This window comes from Roseomonas sp. CAU 1739 (assembly GCF_039839775.1).
GTDB lineage: Bacteria > Pseudomonadota > Alphaproteobacteria > Acetobacterales > Acetobacteraceae > Neoroseomonas.
Map to the genome: position 1 here is coordinate 1 of NZ_JBDOQQ010000031.1, position 21,164 is coordinate 21,164.

The 21,164-nt window shown below is 72.7% G+C and carries 5 protein-coding genes; all 5 read right to left on the minus strand.

Annotated elements, in window-relative coordinates; all coding sequences use genetic code 11:
* Window positions 1–1,061 (minus strand): serine/threonine-protein kinase (locus AAFN86_RS28195; RefSeq protein WP_347546959.1); only part of this gene is annotated, 1,061 nt, incomplete at its 3' end.
* A gap of 137 nt (window positions 1,062–1,198) precedes the next feature.
* Entirely contained in the window at window positions 1,199–4,198 is a 3,000-nt protein-coding gene (locus AAFN86_RS28200) for a CHAT domain-containing protein (protein WP_347546961.1), read from the minus strand.
* Between the two features lie 4 nt (window positions 4,199–4,202).
* Window positions 4,203–18,602, minus strand: a complete 14,400-nt coding sequence (locus AAFN86_RS28205; protein ID WP_347546962.1) for a filamentous hemagglutinin N-terminal domain-containing protein — start codon at window positions 18,600–18,602, stop codon at window positions 4,203–4,205.
* A 27-nt stretch (window positions 18,603–18,629) separates the two neighbouring features.
* Entirely contained in the window at window positions 18,630–20,405 is a 1,776-nt protein-coding gene (locus tag AAFN86_RS28210) for a ShlB/FhaC/HecB family hemolysin secretion/activation protein (protein WP_347546963.1), read from the minus strand.
* A gap of 130 nt (window positions 20,406–20,535) precedes the next feature.
* Window positions 20,536–21,096, minus strand: a complete 561-nt coding sequence (locus tag AAFN86_RS28215; protein WP_347546964.1) for an OmpA family protein — start codon at window positions 21,094–21,096, stop codon at window positions 20,536–20,538.
* Between the last annotated feature and the right edge of the window lie 68 nt (window positions 21,097–21,164).

Below are 21,164 nucleotides of genomic sequence, written 5' to 3' on the forward strand. Positions count from 1 at the left end.
GGGTCGGGCCCGGCCCCGGGGCCGAGGAGGAAGAACCAGGCCGCCGCGGCGGCGATGACGGCGGCACCCGCGCCGCCGGCGATCAGTCCGACCGGCGCGCCCTTGCCCCCGGCGGGCTGGGGCGCGGCCGCGGGCTGCGGCGCACGCGGCGCCCCGCCGGCCGGTCGCGCCGAGACCATGGTCGCATCGTCGTTCAGCCCGGGTAGCCCCGGCAGGCCGGTGGGTTCGGGCGCCGGTGCCTGCGCATGGACTGCCTGGCGGATCGCCTCGGCGAATTCCGCCGCCGATCGGTACCGGTCCTCCGGCCGCTTGGCCAGCGCTCGGGAGATCACGGCATCGAAACCGCGCGGCGTCGTCACCGACAATTGGGACGGCGGCGGCGGCTCCGTGTTCAGCGCCTTGTGCATCACGGCGGAGAAGCCGCCCTCGAACGGCTTCTCCCCGGTCAGCAGCTGGTACAGCATCACGCCGGCGGCCCAGATGTCGGCGCGCAGATCCACCGGCTCGCCGCGGAACTGCTCCGGCGCCATGTAGGACGGCGTGCCGATCAGCGTGCCGACCTGCGTCATCGAGGAATTCTCGAGCCGGGCGATGCCGAAATCGGCGATCTTCACCTGCCCGTCGGTGGTCATCATGATGTTGCCGGGCTTGATGTCCCGATGCACCACGCCGCGCTGGTGGGAATAATGCAGCCCGGCGCAGACCTCCCCCATGATCCGCACGATCTCGGGGACCGGAAAGCGCTCCTGCTTGTCGAGCCGGCCCTTCAGCGACCCGCCCTCGACCAGTTCCATCACGATCCAGGCCTGGGTCGCGTTCTCGCCGTAGTCGTAGACGCCGACTATGTTGGGGTGAGACAGCCGCCCGGCAGCCTGGGCTTCCCGTCGAAAACGGGCATGCGCCTCGACCGCCTCGGGGTCGCTTTCATTGGGCCGGTTGACAACCTTGATGGCGACGCGCCGTTCGATGATGCGGTCCACCGCGTCATAGACCGTGCCCATCGCACCGGCGCCGAGCGTGCCGTGCACCTCGTATTTCGTATTCAGCTCGGCTGGCAGCATGGGCTGAGGCGGTCTCCGGCTTCCGGCATCGGCAATGCTGCGATGCTACAGCCTCTCGGGCATTCTGTCGTCAATGCCCATTGTCACCGGCCAGCGCCCTGCGATCAGGGTCACCGTGGCGCGGTTCCACCGGGGCGTTACAGTCGCGAAGGCGGCGTGGCGGCGGCATTCGGGCCGGGAGGCCCGCTACGCCGGCCATCGCCGATCAGCACGAAGGGTGCCCAGTAATAGGGGTGGGCAAAGGCCGCCGGCAGGTTCCGCCCGGCCTCGTCCAGGATCAGCATCTGCGCCCCACGCAGCGCGGCGGCCGAGGTGGCACCCCCCTGCTGGCGCCGCAGCGTGTCGGCGACGGTCAGCGCCGCGGCGGCGTCGTCCACCGCCCAATGCGTGACCATCAGCCCGCGTGCCCCGGCGTAGAAGAAGGCGCGCGCCAGGCCCGACAGCGCCTCGCCGCCGCCTTCGCCGCCCGGACCGCCGGTGTTGCAGGCCGACAGGATCACAAGGTCGGCATCCATCTTGAGGTCGAGCACCTCGCTCGCCTTCAGGAAGGACGGGTCCGCCGAGGGCGACCCGGCCGGTGGCGAGGCCACGATGGAAGGCTCGGTCAGGCAGGACAGTTCGCCCGGCAGCAGCGCATGCGTGGCCAGATGGACGATGCGGAACTGGTTGAGCGGCTGGCGCCGCATGAAGGGAATGGTGAATTCCGCGCCCAGGATCGCCCGATCCGCCGCGGCGCCGAGCAGCGCACGGGACGTCAGTACCTCCGCCCGCGTACCGGGCAGCCGGCCAAGCCCCGTGGCCAGCCGCGCATCCGTGCCGCAGCGATTGGCCGGGAAGGACCGCGCGAACTGCGCGGCCGAGGGCGGCACGAAGTCGCCGAAGCCGATATACGGATTCGGCGCGGTCGATCCGGTGCCGGCCGCGCGCAGCGTCACCAGCGTCTGCGGCGATGGCACATGGACGATGGCGTGGCGGCGCACCAGCCAATCGGCGCCGACCAGCGCATCCGGGTCGGCCGGCCGCGCCAGCAGCATGCCGAAGGGCAGGGCGAGCAGCGGTCCGTCGGGGGCGACCACCAGGTTTTCCACCCCGTCGATGGTCGCGGCGAGCGGCGTCACCAGCAATTGGTGCAGTTCCAGCGCCGCCGCGGTGTCGAAGCGCGGTATGCCGCCGGCGCCGAGTTCGGAGGATCGCCGGACGCGGGTGACCAGGGCCGCGATCGCCTCCTCGCCCATCGGGATGCGCCGGGCATCGACACGGCCATCGCGCACCACCATCACGAAGCCCTCGCGCGGGCCGAGCAGCATGGTCAGCAGCGCCTCGCCGCGCCCGAGCGCGCGCGCGACGCTGTCCGCATCGACCGAGGCGAGCAGCAGCTGCCGATACCCCGGCGCGGCCGCCGCGACCTCGCCTTCCGCCTGGGCACGGCGCTGCTGGGCGGCGGCGATGCGCTCGTCCAGAGCCGGATTCTGCGAGCCGGAGGCATCGCGCTCGGCGAACATCTCGCGCAATTCGCGGTCGGCATCCTGCAGCCCGCGCACGGCGCCCTGCACCGCCGGATTGCCCTCCGACGCGCCAAGCCTGGCCGAAGCCTGCTGGACGAAGCGCGCCGTGCTGCTGCGCTGGGCGAGCTGGGCCGCGCCGAACATCTCCGCCCGCAGCGTGGGTGCGAGGCCCGGGTTGGCATTCGCCTCCTGGTCCAGCGCATCGAGGTAGGAAACCACGAGCGCGACCGGCAGGCCGATCTGGCGCGCCCGCAGGATGGCGGCCCCGGCCCGGAAAGCGGCCAGCGCCTCCACCCGGCGGCCGGCGCGGATGCGCTGCTGGCCGGCGAGGAACAGCGTCACTGCCTCTGGCCGTTCGCCCGGTGCCGCGACGCCGAAGCGTCCGGCGGCGCGTTCCAGCAACTGCGCGGCGGCTTCCGTGCGGCCCAGCCGGATATCGGCGCCGGCCTCGGTGCGCATCGCCCGGCCGACCATCATGTTGGGTTCGAGGCCGGCGCGGCGCAGCACCTGGCGCGAATCGTCGATCACCTGCGCCGCTTCTGAGGCTCGGCCGCTGCGTCCCAGCGCGACCGCGCGGTTGCGCTTGGCCTCGGCAAGGCCGAGCACGGCCGACTGCACCACCGGATCGGAGACGAGGTTCATCGAATCGGCATCGCGTGTCGCGCTCGATGCCGGGATCAGCGTGGCGTAGCCGTCCTCGGCCTGCTGCAGCAGCCCGATGGCTGCCGCCGGGTCCCCCGCATTGAGCGCGTGCAGGCCGCGATAATGCAGCACGCGCGCAGGCGTCGCCGGATCGGCGGCGCGCGGCGCCAGCGCGGCGGCGCGGTCGAGCAGCACGCCCGCCTCGGCGAGCCGCTTCTGGTTCGACAGGTTGACCGCGAGATGCAGCATCGCCGTCGCTGTATTCGGGTTGTCGCGCCCCAGCACGCGTTCCTGCACGGCGAGGGCGGCGCGATAGGCATCCTCGGCGGCGGCGAAGTTCTCGGTCTGGTTCAGGTCGCGACCGAGCGTCATCAGCTGTTCGTAGCGCCCGACATCGGCAGCGCCGAAGGCATCGGCCGACAGCCGGGCCACGGCAAGTTCAAGGGCGGCCGATCGCCCGCCGGCACCGCCGGCCGCCCCGCCCGAATGCCCGGTGGCCAGCCGTTCGATCACCGGCAACGAGGTCGCCACGCCATCGGCCACCACGGGGCCCGACGGTCCGGCGGTCACCACGGCCACATGAGGCCAGCCGCCAGCGCGCCGCGTGCAGGCCAGCAGCCTGGCATCGGTGCCGCCCGCGATGGTGGTGCGCGTCGGCGCGCCGCAGGTCACGCGCTGTTCCAGCCAGGACCGCCACAGTCCGGATGCCGCGATGGCGTCGAGGTCGGCCGCGCTGGCACTGCCCGACAACTCGATCACCCGGGCGGCGGGCTGGGTCCAGCCGCCGCAGAACACCTCCCGCGCGCGCAGCACCGGGCGGTCCGCCTGCGTCGCACGGCCGGGCTGCACCTGGCAGGCCTCGTTGCGGGCGTCGTTGCCGGCGGGCTCCCCGGCCGAAGCCGCGCCCGCGCGTGTCGTATAGGCGTCGGGCGGCGGTTCCGTGCAGCCGAGCAGGCCGAGCAGGGCGCCGGTGGCGATCAGCGTGCGCACCGGATCAATAATCCTCTTCGGCGATGTTGGGCAGTTGCACGTCGGGGTCGGTGATCGCGCCGCCGCCGAGGCGGATGTTGATCTGCTGCGGCGGCGCCTGCGGGATGGTCAGCACCTGGCTCGGCACCACGCAGTTCACCGAAGAGACGACGCAGCCATTGATGCGGTAGCGCGTCAGCGCCCCGGTGCTGGCTGGGCGCGTGCTGTCGGCGAAGCGCGCCGCGCTCTGCCCGCCCACCGGCGAGCCCGATATGTCGACCAGCTGGCCGGTCAGCTCGGCCGATCCGCCGGTGCCGTGGATGGCGATGCGGCCGGCCGAGACGACGGTGCCGGTCGCGCTGCCGCCGTCGAGCAGCAGGAACACGGCGCTGCGCCCGGCATCGACGTTGATCTGCATGGTGCCGGCCGGCGCCGAGGAAGCCGGGCCGAAGGCGCCCGGCGCCTCGGTGCCGGGGATGCGCACCTGGGTTGCCTGCTGGTTGGCCGGCAGGCCGGGGATGTCCGGCTGCACGACGGTCAGCGGGTCGGGCAGGGCCCCTGCGGCACGCGTGTCGAACAACACGGCCGGCAGCAGCCCGTCGCGCGGCCTGACGACGATGACGGATGGCGTGGTGATGCCGCCCGGCCCGGCGAATTCGACGGCGCGGCCAATGATGTAGTTGCCGCCGTCGAGTGTCAGCGTGCCGCCGGCCTCGATGTCGAGCGTGCCGGTGGTGATGGTGTTGCCGCGCAGCGTCACGGTGCCGCCGGTCAGCCCGATGCTGTCGCTGGAGACCAGGCTGCTGCCTTCGATGAGCAGATTGCCGCCGGTCTGCAGCAGGATGATGGTCGGGTCGATCTGGAAGGACTGGACCGTGGCGCCTTGGCCGGCGGTCAGGCGGACCTGGCCGCCGGCCGTGATCTTGCCATTGACCAGCGTCGCGGTGCCGCCGGCGGTCATGGTGAAGTCGGTGGCGGCCAGCGCGCGGTCGGCGAGCCGCAGCGAACCGCCGGCCGACAGAAGGACGGCCTGGCCCGATTGCAGGTAGCCCGACTGTGCAAGACCGGCGCCGGCGGCGAGCGTGATCGGCCCGCCCGCGACCACGGTGCCGGTGCTGGTGATCGCGCCGCCGTTCAGCCGCATCTCGCCGCTGACCGAGACCTGACCCGACTGGCTGAGCGTGGCGCCCGCCGAGAGGAAGGCGGCGGCCGCCGTCAGCGTGCCGGACTGGTTGAAATTGCCGCCGGCCGAAGCCTCCATGACGCCGCCGGCGATGCCCGTCGCGGCGAAGGCGAGGTTGCCGCCGGCGCTCACGGTCAGTCCGCCGCCGGCCTGCACCAGCCCTTGCAGCGACATCGACTGGCCGGCGCGGATGGTCGCCGCAGCACCGGCGAACAGCGTGCCCGAGGCGTTGAGCCCGCCGCCCGCGGCGATGTCGAGCGTGGATCCGGCGCGATGCAACGTGGCGAGCGTCATGTCCGACCCGGCGTTGATGGTCATGACACCGCCGGCCTGCACGGTGGCGTTGCTCTGCAATGTGCCACCGGCGCCGAGTGCGACGCCGCCGCCGGCGGTGACGACACCGCTGATCGCGGTCGCGCCGCTGCTGGAGGCGAGGACGGCATCGCGCCCGGCGGTGAAGGTGCCGCTGGCGGCAAGCCCGCCGGCCCCGCGCATCGACAGGTCGCGCCCCGCCGCGATGCGGTTGGTCGCGTTCATCGCGCCGCCGGCGACCAGGTAGGCATCGGTGCCGGCGGTCAGCAGGGCGCTGGTGGTCAGCCCTGTCCATGCGGTGGCCGCGACCTCGCCGCCCGAGCTGACGGTGCCGGCCAGGGTCATGGCACCGAGCGCGACGCGCATGTCCACGCCGGTATCGCCGTGGATGGTCCCGAGCGCCGTGAGGTCCAGCCCGGCGTTGATCCGCACCATGCCCGGCGTGGTGATGACGGTGCCGGCCGAGGCGGTCATCCCCCCATCGGCCGAGATGGTGACATCGTCCCCGGCCGTGCCGGTCGCGGTGTAGCGCAGCAACCCGCCCGCCGTGATCGTCGTCGTGCCGCCGGCCGACCAGCTTCCGCCCAGATCCATGCCGGCCCCGGCGCCCAGCGTCAGGGTGCCGTCGGCCGCCAGCGTGTTGCTTGCCGAGAGGGCCCCGCCCGCCGTCAGCCTGGCGTCGCCACCCGAGGTGATGGTCGCCGTCGTCGTCAGCCCGCCCCCGGCGGCCGCCGTCAGGTCTCCCGCAGCACCGATGGTGCCGGCGAGCGTCATCGCGCCGGTGCCGGCACGCAGGTCCACCAGCGCCCCGCTGGTGATGCTGCCAAGCGCCGACAGCGCGGTCCCGGCATCCAACTGCACCGTGCCGGTGGCGTCGATCGCGCTGCCGGCCGAGGCGCTGATGCCGCCCGGCGTCGCCAGGGTCACGTTGCCGCCACCCGTGCCGGTCGCGCTGTAGGTCAACAGCCCGCCGGCGGTGAAGGACACCGCGCCGCCGGCCGACCAGGTGCCGGCGATATCCATCCCGGCCCCGGCGTCGAGCGTCAGCGCCCCGCCGGCATTGATGCTGTTCGACGCCGAGAGCGCACCGGCCGCCGTCATCGACACAGCGCCGTCGGCGGTGATCGCGGCCGTGGTCGTGATCGCTGCGCCGGCTGTCGCGGTCATGTCGCCGGTCGAGGCGATGGTGCCGCTCAGTGTCATCGCACCGGAGACGGCGCGCAGGTCAACGAGCGGCCCGCCGGTGATGGTGCCAAGGGCCGACAGGGTGGTCCCTGCGCCCAGGCGCACAGTGCCGGCGCCGTCGATCGCGCTGGCGGCCGAGGCGGTGATCGCGCCCGGCGTGGAGAAGGTGACGTCGCCGCCACCCGTGCCCGCCGCGGTGTAGGCCAGCAACCCCCCCGCGATGAAGGATGCAGCGTCGCCGGCCGACCAGGTGCCGGCGATATCCATCCCGGCGCCCGCGCCGAGTGCCAGTGCCCCGCCGGCATCGATGCTGTTCGACGCGGAGAGCGCGCCACCCGCCGTCAGGGTCACGTCGCCCCCGGCCGCGATGCCCGCCGTCGTGGTCAGCGTGCCGCCGGCCGCGGCGGTGACGTCGCCGGTCGCGCCGATCGTGCCGGCCAGCGTCATCGCGCCCGTGCCGGCGATGAATTCGACCAGCGCCCCACCCGTGACGCTGCCAAGCGCCGACAAGGTCGTGCCGGCATCGAGCCGCACGGTGCCAACGGCGTCGATCGTGCTGCCGGCCGATGCCGCGATCGCGCCCGGTGTCGTGAGGGTGATGTTCGCCCCGCCGACGCCCGTGGCGGCGTAGGTCAACAGACCGCCGGCGGTGAAACTCGCCGCCGCGCCGGCCGACCAGCTGCCGCCGATCGTCATGGTGGTGCCGGCGTCGAGCGCCAGTGTGCCGCCTGCCGCGATGATGCCCGACGCATCGACCGCACCCGCCGCGGTCAGCGCGGCAGAGCCGGCCACGCTGATGAGCGCGTCGGTGGTCAGCGCGCCACCCGCCGAGGCCGTGAAGCCGGCGGCGTCCAGCGTGCCGGTCAGCGTCATCGCGCCGGTCGCGTCGAAGGTGACGGCCCCGCCGGTGACCAGGCTGTTGGCGAAGTCGAGCGTCGTGCCCGCGGTCATCGTCACGTCGCCACTGAGGGCGGTGATCGCGGCATTGGTGGCGATGGCGCCACCCGCGCTCGCCGTCATCGCGCCGTCCGAGGCGATGGTCCCGCCGAGGGTCATCCCGCCCGTTCCGGCGGTGAAGGCGACGAGCGGACCGCCCGCCACGCTGCCAAGGGCCGACAGGTCGGTCCCGGCATCGAGCCGCACCGTGCCGGCGCCCGTGATGGCGCTGGCTGCCGTGGTGGTGATCGCGCCCGGCGTGGTCAGCGTGACATTGCCATCGCCGGTGCCCGTCGCGCTGTAGGTCAGCAGCCCGCCTGCCGTGAAGGTCGTGGCATCGCCCGCCGTCCAGCTGCCGCCGAGGTCGAGCGTCGTTCCGGCCGTCAGGCCGATGCTGCCGCCCGCGGACAGCGTGGCCGTGCTGGACAGCGCGCCCACGGCCTCGGCGACGATGCCATTCGCCGCGCCGATGCCGCCGGCGAGCGTCATGCCGGCGCCGGCGCCGAAGTTCAGCGTGCCGCCGACATCGGCGGTGCCGGTGAAGGCCAGCGACCCGCCCGCGGTCAGCGTTGCCGCGCCGGAGGTGGTGAGCGCGCCCGCATAGTCGATCGCCCCGCCCGCCGTCAGCGTCGCGCTGCCCGGCCCGCCGGTGACCGTGATGCTGCCGGTGCCGGCGACCGTCAGGTCCTGGTCGGTGGCGAAGTTCAGGCTGCCGACCGCGGAGACCGCGCCGCTGACCAGCAGCGGCAGCACGGTGTTGAGCGACAGCACCGGCCCGGTCGCGACCAGCCCGTCCAGCTCGACGATCTGGTTGTCCTCGGGCAGGGAGATGGACCCGCCGTTCAGCGTGAACAGCCCGGTGACGATCAGCGCCCCGGCCTGCTGGGTGACCGCGCCGGTGCTTTCGATGGAAACGGAGGTGCTGCCCTGGATCAGGTTGGTCAGCGCGACGGAACCGCCCTGCAACAGGATGACCGGCGCGGTGATGTTGCCGGCCGAAAGCGCCCCGCCGGCGGTCAGGCGGATCGACACCGGCGCCGTGATGGCGCTCGCCACCAGGGCGCCCGTGGTGCCGAGTTCGACCACGCCGGTCGCACCCACCGCCGGCAGCGTGCCGGCGGCGACGCCGGTCGCCGCGTCGAAGGCATTGCCGGCGAGGCCAAGCCGGAAATCCCCCTGCGCCGTGCCGGTGATGGTCGCCACATCGACGCTGCCGCCGGTCTGCCGGACCGACCCACCCGCCGTGCCGGGCCGCCCGGCGACGAGTTCCAGCGTGCCGACGCGCACGGTCGTGCCGCTGCGCAACGCCACGTCGCCGGCGACCACGATGTCGCCCGCCGTGCGCAGCGTGCCGTCCGAACCGATGCGCAGCCGCGTCGCGGCGGGTGCGCTCAGCGTCGGACCGCCGCCGCCGATGCGCGCGATCTCGGCCGTGCTCAGCGCCAGCGTGCCCGCCCCGGCGCCACCGAGGGTGATGCCGCGGCCGAGCGTCTCGGTCAGGATGTTGAAGGTGCCGCCGGGTGCCTGCAGCGCGGCCTGGATGTCGAGGTCGTCGGCGCGCAGCGTCACCGTGCGGCCGGTGCCGTTGACGGTGATCGCCGAGCCGCTGCCGCCATCCCGCAGCGCCATCATGCCCGCGCCGCCGCGCACCGCCACATTGCCGCCGGCGACGATGCCCGCCAGCGCGGCGATGCGGTTGCCCGCGCTGCCGGGGTCGAGCAGCACCGCGCCATTGGGGAAGATCGCGCGCAGCGCCGCGACGTCGATCGTCGTGCCGGCCGCCTGGGTCAACGCGCCATCGCCGATCAACGTCAGCTGGTTGACGCGCGGCGTGGCGCCGGCGGTCGCCAGCGACACCGTGCCGGCGATATCGACGTTGCCGGTCACGCCCAGCGCGCCGAGAATGAGTTCCGCCGCCGGCGTGCCGGTGGGGAAGAAGGACAATTCCGTGCTGTCGAGCGTGATGCGCCCGGCAGTGGCGCTGCCTGATGCCCCGCCCAGCACGTAGCCGATGCCCGCGCCGGCCGTGTAGGGCAGCAGCGTGACGGTGCCCGACGGCACGCGGATCGCCGCGGCGATGGCGAAGTCATCCGCGCGCAGCAGCAGCGATCCGCCGGACCCGATGTCGAGCGCCCCGGTCACGCCCAGCGTCGTGCTGCCGCCGAAGCCCGTGCTGCGCAGCACGCCGGAGGTGCCGGCACGCAGGCCGAGACCGAGATCGACCCCCGCCGCGCTGCGCCCGCCGCCCAGCGTGCCAATCGCATTGCCGGTGCGGTCGAGGCTGACCGCCCCGCCCGCCAGCGCGGCCAGCTGCGGCGTGCTGATCGTCCCGCCGGTCTGGGTGATGTCACCACCGGAGGCGACGCCGCCATTGAACGACCCCGTGCGCAGGATGATGCGCCCGCCGGCCCCGGCCGAGAGATTGTCACCGATGGTCAGCGTCGGCGCTTCCAGCGTCAGCACCTGGCCGGCACCGACCGACAGCGGCAGGTCGAGCGTCAGCGCCAGCGCGTTGCGCAGCGTGATGGCGCCGCCCGCGCTCAGCGCGTCGATGTCCTGGACCTGGTTGCGCGCGGTGCCATCCGGATTGGCGCCATCGAGGATGACGGAACCCGTCGCATTCGCCCGCAGTGTGCCGGCGGCGAGCCGCACGCCGGCGGCCTGGTCTATGGTGCCCGCGCTCGCGGTGAGGTCCGCGGTGCCGGTGGCGAGCACGTCGTTCAGCCGCAGCGACGGCGCGGACAGCGTGACGTTGCCAGCGATGGCGGTCCCGCCCGCGCCGGTCGCGCCGGCGGTCAGCGCCAGGGTGTTGTCGAAGGTCACGCCCGTGCCGGCGATCGCCGTGAGCGTGCCGACGGCGTTGTCGCCGGTCAGCGTGACGGCGCCGGAGGCGGTTGCGTTCAGCGTCGTGGCCTGCACGGCGGCCAGCGCCGTCGTGCCGGTGATGCTGCCGGCGGTGGCGGTCAGGTCCGCCGTGCCAGCCGCGCGCACCGCGATGCTGCCGGCCGCATCGGACAGCGCGATGCTGCCGGCGGAGATGGTGACATTGCCATTCGTGCTGCGCGTGCCCGCGACGGTGGTCGCGCCAGTGGTCGCGACCGAGACATTGCCCGTCGCCGTCGCCTGGATCTGCGGCAGCGTATTGCCGGCGCGGTCGATCTGCACCGATGCGCCATCGACGCGCAGCGAAGCGGCCGCCAGCGTGCCGGCGGATTGCGTCACCGCGCCGGTGGCGGCGAGATCGAGCACCCCGGCCGCCGCGCCACTGACCGCGACCGTACCGGCGAGGTCGATCGACGCGCCCTCCAGCCGCAACCGCCCGCCCTGGGCGTCGAGCAGCGCGATCTCCGCCTGCGACAGGCCCGCCGCCGCGTCGGTGACGCCGAGCGCGAGCCCGGCGGCATTGGTCGAGCGGATGGTGATGGTGGAACCCGTCACCGCGCCCGTCTGCACATCGGCCCCGGCGGCCAGCACGATATCCGCCGCCTGCAACGCAATGGTCGCGCCATCGGCGCGAATAGCCGCATCGACCGCCAGCGTGCCGCCGGTCGTCACAGCCACGGTACCGCCGGCCTGGATGCCGTCCGTCGAGATCTCGCCCGGCGCGATGCGCTGGATCGCGCTGCCGGCGGTGCCGAGCAGCACATTGCCGCCCGCGAAGGCGCTGACCTCGCGCAGGGACAGGTTGAAGCCGCCGGCGAGGATGTCCGCACCGCTGCGCAGTTCCAGCGCGGCGGGGCCATTGGCGGCGGTCAGGTCCAGCGCCTGGCGCAGCGTGATCGCGCCGGCGGTATCGCTGCCGATCACCAACCGGCCGGTATCGACACGTTGCAGCAGGGATGTCGCATAGGTCGTGGTGTCGCCGCTGCCGCCGAGGCCGATCGTCGCACCCGCGGTGAAGGGCAGGAAGCGCACCACGCCGCCGGGAGCGAGGAACACCGTGCCCACCAGCCCCGGCGCGACGGTCAGTCCATCGGCCCGCACCTGCACGGCGCTGCCGGTGCCGGCATTGATCCGTGCCGCGACCTCGATGCCGCCGACCGCGTCGGTCAGGGACAGCGTGCCGCCATCCCGCAGCACGATGCTGTCCGTGCTGGCCGCCGTGGCACCCTGGCCGGCGGCAAGCCGCGTCACCTCGTTGTTGCGCGCGAGGTCGATGTCCTCGGCCGAGGCCGAGAGGTCCCGCGTGCGGATCACGCCGCCCGTCTGGGTGATCGCGCTGCCCCCGCCTGGCGCATCGAAATCCGCGCCGCTGCGCAGGATGACGCGGCCATCGGCGGTGCTCGCCGTCACGTCGCCGGTCAGCGTCAGCGTCGGCGCCTCCAGCACCACCGTGCTGCCGGTGAAGCCGTTGGCCGTGACGCCTTCGACCGTCAACGCATCAGCGTTGCGCAGCGTGACGCTGCTGCCATCCGACGGGCCGAGCGTCGCGACGTGGTTGATATCCGCCGCACCCGCAGTCGCCCCGCCGCCATCCAGCACCACCGCGCCCTGCGCGCTCGCGGTCAGCCGGCCGGTGGTGATCGGCGCGCCGAGCGACTGGGTGATGCCGCCCGATGGCGCGATCAGCGTGACCGTGCCGTCCGGCGCAAGGATACCCGGTGCTGCGATGATGTAGGACCCGGCGCCGCGGAAGGCGAAGTCCTCGCCGGTGGCGACGGCGCCGGCGATCCGGCCGACCTGGTTCAGCACGGTCGTGCCGTCGAGCAGCACGGAGCCGGCCAGCGCCTCGGCGAACAGGTTGGCCGTGGCAACGGACCCGCTGCCTTGGGTGATGTCGCCGGTCGCCGCCCGCAGCGTCAACTCGCCGCCGACCGTGGGCAGGGTGAATGTGCCGACGAGCGTGATCGCGCCGCCCTGCAGCAGCACCGTGTTCACGCCGTTCTGCGGCGCCACGGCGCCGGCGACGGTCAGGCCGCCGGCCCCCGCTTCGGACCGCCCGATGACGATGTTGCGCGCGACAAGGTTGAAGATGTCGGCCGCCGAGAGCGCCAGCGCGGCCGGATCCGTCCCGCCGATCACGATCTCACGGCCCAGCGTGCGCGGCGCGACGGCGATGGTGCCGTTGTAGGTCGGGTTGCCCGCCGGATTGCCCGCGCCGATCGGGCCGTTGAGGGCCAGCGCATCGGCGCGCAGCGTCAGCACGCCGTCAGCCGCCGAGGCGAAGGCGCCGGCACCCAGGAGGCCAAGGCCCGCCGGGTTGATCGTCAGGTCGGCCGCCGACAGCGTCACCGAACTGCCGAGCACGCCCGCGACCGTGGCGGCGGTGCCGTCCGTCCGCGGCACCGACCCGAGCGATGCGGTGGCCAGCGCCCCGTTGGTGTCGAGTGCGAAGACACCGCTCGTCGACGCGGCGATGCGGCGCACATCATTGCTGCCGGCGGTCAGGAGCACGTCGCCGGTTGCCAGGATGCCGAGGCTGTCGGCGACGATGCGCCCGCCGGCCTCCTGGGTGATGCCGGCGTCAGTGCCGAGGCGCACGACGCTGACCGGCGTCGCCTGGTCCACGCCGATGGTCCCGCGCAGCGTCATCTGCCCGGGGGCGACCAGGGTGATGTTGTCGAAACCCAGCACCCCGCCGGCATTCTGCGTCAGCGTGCCGCCGGCCTCGATGCGCACCGTCCCGCCCGCGCCGGATTGCGCGATGGTGCCGTCGAGCGCCAGGTTGCCCGTCGCGTTGAAGGCGAGCGTCCCGCCCACCGTGCCGGCGCCGAGCACGCCCACCGCGTTGCGGTCGGCCGCCAGCGTCGGGTTGAGCAGCGCATCGCCGCCCGCCGTGACCTGGAGCCGCCCGGCGGTTATCGCGGCGCCCGCCGCGTCCTGCAGCACGTCGCCGGTCGTCGCTTCCAGCCGCACCGTGCCGGTGCCCGCGCCGATCGGGGCCTGCAGCAGGATGTTGCCGGTATCGGCGACGATGGTGATGTTGGCATTGCCGGCATCGGAGGGCGCGAGCGCCCCGGCGACCGTGAATCCCGTGGTGCTGCGATAGCCGAAGGCGTCGGTGAAACTGGCGGAGAGGAGCGATCCCACCACGTTCGGCGCCAGCGACAGGTCGATCGCACCATCCGCCACCAGGGCCAGCATTCCGGTCGACAGCGTGCCGGCGGCGGTCTGGGTGATGGTGCTGCCGGACCCGTTCCCCGTCGCCGTCAGGTTGAGCTGCGAGCCCGCGGAGGTGATGATCGGCGCCTCGATCGAGAGGGCACCGCCGCTGAGCGACACGATCGTGGCGGCGGCCAGCGATTCGACCGGCGCCGCGACGGTGACGGTCCCGGTGGTCGCGAAACTGATCCCGTACCAGGAATACAGCGAGCGCTCGCCGCTTGCCCCGCTCGGCGTCTCGCCGCCGGCCAGGCGGAAATCGCCCGTGCCGGCCAGCGCGATCCCGGACTGCGCATGCGCCACCAGGTCCACGGTGGTGCCGCCCGGCGACACCAGCACGCCGCCGGCGGCCTGCGTGATCGCATTGGCCGACAGCAGCGTGATGGCCGCCCCCGGCCCATCCGCCTGGATGCTGACCGCGCCGAGCGTGATGTCGCCGGTGGTGGTCTGCATCCGCACCGACGGTGCGGTGACATCGGCCGAGACGGTGATGCCGTTGGCGCTGAGCAGCGACAGCGCCGCGGTCGGCGCCACCGCATCCACCACCGACAACCCGTTCGCCGTGATGGTCGCCGTCGCCTCGGAGGCGATGGTGGTGCGCCCGATGCGCAGCGTGCCCGCCGTGATCGCCTCGAGGTCCCCGGCGGCGAGTTCCACCGTATTCGCCGGATTGCCGGCGGTGCCGATCTGCACGGCATTCGTTGCCGTGCGCGGGCCGATTTCCACCGTGCCGGTGCTGCCGGCGGAAACGCTGCCGCCCGACAGGTCCAGCGCATCGACGCGCAGTGCGATGGTCTGGCCGTTCGGCGCGCTCACCGAGCCGGGCACCGTCAGACTGTCGGCGATGACGGCGACGTTGCCGGTGCCGGTGGCGACGATGCCGCTCTGGTCCACCGTGCCGGTCGGCACGGTCAGCGCGCCGCCGACCAGCGTCACGCCATTGCCGCGCGCCTGCGTCACCTGCAGGTCGCCGGCAGCGGTGAAGGCCAGCGCGCCGGTCGCCCGTGCATCAAGCTCGGTGACCGCATTCGCCTCGGTCAGGGTGATCGAATCCGCCGCGGTGGTCGGCCCGCCGCCCGGCCCGCGCACGCGCAGCCTGCCGCCGCCATTGCCGCCGAGGTCCAGCGCCACGCTCTGCGTCAGGTCGCCCGCCGTGATGATGGTCGCGTTGCGCCCCGTCACCGCGCCGTCGAGCACCACATTGCCGACTGTGGAGGTCAGCGCCACGTCGGATCGCGAGGCGCCATTCGCCTCGGCGGTGACGGCGCCGGCAATGGTCAGACGGCGGCCACGTAGGGTGATGCTGCCATCATCCGTGGTCGCCCCCAGCACCTGCAGCGGGCCATTGTTCGCGGACAGCGAGATCGCATGCCCATTGCCCGTCGCCGTGACCGTCAGCGGCAGGTCCGCCGTGAGATTTGCGCCGCCGCCGGCCGCGCGCCGTGCCAGCAGCCCATTGGCGCCCTGGGTGATGTCGCCCTGGGCGGACAGCGTCAGGCTGTCGGTGAACAGCGACCCGTTCAGGGTCAGCGCCTGGTTGCTGCCGGTCACCGCCAGCGTCGTCGCGCCGGCCACCGAGACGGTCTGGCCGGTGACGAGTTCGATCAGCTGGCTGCTGCCGATGCGCATCAGGCCGGCGGCCGTGCCGCCAGTCATCAGCTGCACATTGCCGTTCGCCTGGTCGAGCACGATGTCGCCGGTGCCGCTGACCGACAATGTCAGCGGCAGGCCGAAGATGACGTTGTCGCGGTGCTCGATGGTCGTGCCCGCACCCTGGGATATGCCGGTGACGGCGCTCAGCGCGACCTGGGTCGCCCGCACATCGGCGTCGAGGGCGAGCGCCCCTGTGGTCGCGGTCAGCGCCACGGCATCGCCGGTCAGCGCGCCGGTCAGCCGGATCGCCTCGCCGGCCAGGGCAAAATCGCCAGCCGCGCCGCTGGCACCGAGCGCGAAGGTGCCGTTGGTCGCGCCCGTCAGGTCCACCGCCGCGCTGCCGCCGGTCGCGTTGACCGTCAGCGGCAATTCGGTGCCGGCGGTGACATGGGCGATGGAGCCACCGGTCTGCGTGATGTCCCCCGCCGCCGCGAGCGTGACGCTTTCGGCCAGCAAGGATCCACCCAGCACCAGCGCATTGCCCGCGCCGGTCACGGTGAGGTCCGCCGCGCCGGCGACCGACACGGTCTGCCCGCTGGCGATCTCGATCCGCTCGGCGCTGGCCACCTGCATGGCGCCACTGGTGGTGCCGCCGCTGCGCAGCTGCAGGCTGCCATTCGCCCGGTCGAGCACGATGTCGCCGGTGCCACTGACGCTCGCCGTCAGCGGCAGCGCGGTCGTCGCATTGGTGCGGTGCGCGATCGTGCCGCCGGTCTGTGCGATGCCGGTGACCGCGGTCAGCGTCAGGTCGGTCGCTCGCAGATTGGCTTCCAGCGTGACCGCCCCGGTCGTCGCCGCCAGCGAGACCGTGTTGCCGGCCAGCGCCCCGGTCTGGCGAATCACGTCGCCCGAGAGGGCGAAATCCGCCCCGGCGCTGCTCGCCCCCAGCGCGAGGGTGCCGTTGCCGGTGCGGGTGAGGGAGACTGATGAGGTCGCGCCGCTGGCGACGGCTGTCAGCGGCAGTTCCGTCCCGGCGGTGCTGTGGTCGATAGTGCCGCCGGTTTGGGAAATGTTGCCCACGGCTGCCAGCGTCAGGCTGGTCGCGCGGATATCGGCTTCGAGCGTCAGCGCACCGGTTGTCGCCGTCAGCGCGACCGCATTGCCGGTCAGCGCGCCGGTCTGGCGGATCGCCGTGCCGGACAGCGTGAAGTCGCCCATCGCGCTGCTGGCGCCGAGCGCGAAGATGCCGTTGCCGGCCCGCGCCAGGGTGACCGAGGCGGTGCCGCCGGTTGCGTTGACCGTCAGCGGCAGTTCCGTGCCGGCGGTGCGGTGGGCGATGGTGCCCGCGGTCTGCGCGATGTTGCCCGAGGCCGACAGAACGACGCCGGTCGCGCGCAGATTGGCGCCGAGGCTGATCGCGCCCACCGCCGTTTCCATCGTCAGCACGCCATTGACCGAGATGTTGGCCCCGGTCCGCTGCGTGATGTTGCCGGTCCCGGCGGCGCCCGCGAGCCCGGCGCGCAGCGTCAGGTCGCCCGCCGTGGTCCGGTTCACCGCATCGCCGATGATGATCTGGCGGGAGGCTTCGAGCGTGATGTTGCCGGCGGCGTAGCTGGTGATCACGCTCGGGGTGATGCGCACCCAATCCGTGTTGTTGCCGCTGGTCGCGCTCACCGCGCCGGCACCGGTGACGCTGCCGCCGACGGTGGTCAGGTCGCCAGGCGTCTCGGTGACGCTGTTGGCGGGGACGCCAAGCGCGGTGCCGGTATCGGCGATGAAGATGTTGCGCGGATCGAGCAGGAAGGTGCCGAGGTCGCCCGCCGGGGCGCGCAGGTCGACGATGCCGTCGAGGACGAAGGCGGATTGGCCGGAGACCTCGATGAATCCGCCATTGCCGCCGGTCGCACCACCAAGCGCGGTCAGCGTGCCGCGCATCTCGGTGCGGTCGCTGCTGTTGACGACGATCTCGCCACCATTGCCGTTGCGGGTGGCGTCGGCGCGGATCGTCGCACCGCGCTCGACGATGGTCCGCGCCGCCATCGTCTGGTCGCGTCCGCGCCCGGTGGTGCCGACCAGCACCTGGCCGCCGCCCGTCCCGCCCGAGGCGTCGATGCGCGCCGCGGCGCCGACCGTGACCTGTCCGGTCGCCTGCAGCGCGACGCGGCCGCCACGGTCCGCGGCGCCGCCCGTGACGGTGATGATGCCGTCCTGGCGCACCCCACCGCCTTCGGCGCGCAGCGCGACCTCGCCGGTGCGGGCACCGACGGAATTCGCCTCGATGCGCCCGGTGTTGCGGACCAGATCCTCGACCAGGCCGGAGGCGGCATGGGCGGAGAGCAGCACGGAGCCGCCGGCGGCCTCGATGACGCCACTGTTGGTGACCAGCGCGGCGCCACCGCCCGGCGCCGTCGTCACCGCGCGCGTCACATCGATGCCGATCAGCCCGTCGCCGGCCAGGTCGAGCACGAAGGTCTCGGCCGCACCGAGCGCGACGCGGCCGAGATTGGCGCGGATCACGCCGGAGTTGGACACGCCGGGGCCGACGAGGGCCGCCAGGCCGCGATCGGCGACCGTGATGGTGCCGTGGTTCTCGACACGCGCGCCGGGGCGGGGCGCGCCGTCGAACACCATCCGCCCGGCCATGAAGTTGTTGTTGGTGATATTGGCCGCCGAGGCGATCAGCGAGCCGACATCGACCTGCGCGCCGCCGGCGAAGACCATGCCGGACTGATTGACGATGGCGACGCCGCCATTGGCCTGGATGCGGCCGGCGATGACGGACGGATCAGGCCCGGTCACGCGGTTCAGCGTCCAGGACCCCTGGTTCGGCTGGACGAACTGCACAGTGGACTGGCTGCCGACGTTGAATTGCTGCCAGTCGATCGCCGCGCGGTTCGTACCCTGCGTGATGGTCGTGCGGTTGCCGGATTGCGCGATGGCGGCTTGGCCGGCCACCACTTGGCCGCCGGTCGGCGATTGCGCGAGCGCGGTGCCGGTGACCGGCAGCAGCGCCGTGGTCGCCAGCAGCCACCAGCGGCGGACCGGAACCCGCGCGGGGGCGCGGGCGGGTGCCGGGACCGGTGCGGTGGCGCGGCGACGGGCGGGACGGGCCATGCGGGGGGGTGCGCGACGCGGCATGGCTCAGAACCTTATTAGCGTGCGGAAATACAGCTGCGTCGCCCGCAGCGGTTCGGAGAACTGGCCATCCGGCTGCGTCGTCAGGCGCCGGGCGACCTCGACATCCACCTGCACCGTATCGGCGACCACGGTGCGCACCCCGCCGCCCCAGGAGGACAGCCGCCGGTCCGCATCGGTGTCGAGATTCTGGTAGGCCCAGCCCATGTCGCGGAAGACGTAGAACTGCGACGTGCCGCGGTTGTTGCCGAGCGCCGGCTCGGCCGGGATCTCATAGGCGAGGTCGAGTTGCAGCTCGAGCGCATAGCCATAGCCGTAGTCGCCCGTCACCTGACCCGAATAGAAGCCGCGGCCGAGACGATTGCCGCCGAGGTAGTATTTTTCGGCATTGGGCAGGATGTTGGCGGAATACTGTCCGTTCACATAGCCCTGGATGTTGATCATCGCGCCTTCGAACGGCGAGAAGATCGGCTGGATGCGCTGGTATTCGCCGGTGTATTTGGTGAAGTCGAATTCGGACCCGATGCGCGTGGCACGCGGATCCCCATTCGTCGTTGCATCCCAGTCGATGATGCCCTGATGCGCGCGGAAGCCACCCTGGTTGGTCGCGGGCGGGAGGAAAGGGATGAAGCTGTCGAGTGCCTGGCCGTCGAAGCCGCCACGCGCCGTGCGGATATGGTCGCGCCCCGCGAGGGACCGGCCGGAGGAGGTGCCGACGCCCGTGTAGGTGGTGCTGTCGAACATATCGATCTGTGCGACGGCCCACAGATTGGCCGGGCGGGACCGGATGACCGGATAGGTCGCGACCACGCCCGCCAGCGACGTCTCGCCATTGTACCCGATCTGGGCGAGCTGGCCCGAGGGCAGGGTATTGCCCATGCCGGCATAGACGCGCACGCGCAGTCCCGAGCCGCCGATGAAGCTCTCGACGCTGGCCTGGGTGAACCATTGCGTGCCCTGTTCGGAACCGAACAGCGTCAATTCGGTCCGCTCGCCGAACTCGGTCATCGAGTTCAGCCCGCCGACGAACAGCGCCTCCCACGGGCCGGTCAGGTTGTAGGCGCGGTTGTCGACGTTGAAATAGCCGCTGAGCGCCGAGCGGCTGACCTGCGCGACCAGGCGCAGCGCGCCGGCTTCGCCCTGGATCGGCTGCAGTACGCCGCGCACCCGCACGCCCGGCACGTCGGACGCAAGCAACAGAGCGCGCTCGACCGTGGCAGTCGAGATCGGCCGTTCCTCCTTCACCCGTTCGAGGAAGCGCAGCACCTGCGTCCCCGCCGGGCCGATATCGCCGTCGAGGCGTACCTCGGCCACATAGCCCTCGGTGAAGGAAAAGCGCAGCTCGGCCCGGCCATCGGTGCCGGGCACAAGGGCGGCGGCGATCGACACAAAGGGATAGCCAGCGCGGCGATAGGCCCCGAGCAGGGCGAGCCTGACCTCCTCGATGCGCGACAGCGCGATCGTCTGGCCCTCGATCGGGGTCAGGTAGCGACGCAGGTCGGCGGTCTCCATCGCCGTGTTGCCTTGCAGGCTGACGGTGCTGATCGCGACCTGTTGGCCCTCGCCGGGGCCGCGCCGCGCTTCGGGCGGCGGCGGCTGGGTGCGCGGGGACAGGTTCGGCGCGGCAGGCGGCAGGATGCGGTCCTGCAGGTCAACCGGCGGCGGCGGCGGGCGGGGGATATTGGCCGGCACCTGCGCCAGGGCAACGCAGGGCATGGCCACGGCCAAGGCCGTGCCCAGGATCAGGGCCTCGCGAAAAGGCAGTTGGGCCGTCACGGTCACTGGTGGGGAACTCGATCCGGGATATCCACAAAGATAGCCCGAATCTCAAAGTCATGAAAACTTGATTGATGAAATCGGAGTGATTATCCCGCTGCTGCGCCGTTTTCGCAACGAATCTGCCGATCAGGCCCTATTCCCCAAGGTTAATGACCTGCACGCGGCGGTTGCGCGACTCGGCCCGGCCATCCGGCGTGACCACCAGCAGCCGCGTCTCACCCAGGCCGATTGCTTCCAGCCGACCGGCATCCAGGCCATAGCGCGCCACCAGCATATCCCGCACGGTCGCCGCCCGGCGTTCCGACAACGCCTGGTTCATCGCGGCATCGCCCACCGTGTCGGTATGGCCTTCGATGCGGAAGCGTGACCGGGCGAGGTCGGGGGAGGCTAGGGCGCGGGCGAGGGAGGCGACCAGCGCCTCCGCCTGCGGCGTCAGCGCTGCGGAGCCGGTGGCGAAGACCACCATCAGCGAGACGGCCGGCTGGTCGGGCGGGGCGGTGGTCCGCGCCTGCACCGGCCCGTCGGTGGGCGTGCGCGGCGCCGTGACGGCATCGCCGGATTGGCCCGGGACCCGGATGCCCCGCGTCAGGTTGCGCACGATGCTGTCGGCCACCGGGTCCTGCGCGGGCTGTGCATGAACGGTCGGCCCGAGCAAGGCCGCGGCAAGCAGCAGGGGTGGAAGGAACGGGCGCATTCTGCGGTCCTCCGGGCTGTCGGCCCGAGGCTACACCATTTCATCGCGCCATGCCGGGCTTCTCACGA

Coding starts and splice junctions, on each gene's coding strand:
- AAFN86_RS28205 (WP_347546962.1), bottom strand. CDS start 18,602: ATGGCCCGTCCCGCCCGTCGCCGCGCCACCGCACCGGTCCCGGCACCC.
- AAFN86_RS28215 (WP_347546964.1), bottom strand. CDS start 21,096: ATGCGCCCGTTCCTTCCACCCCTGCTGCTTGCCGCGGCCTTGCTCGGG.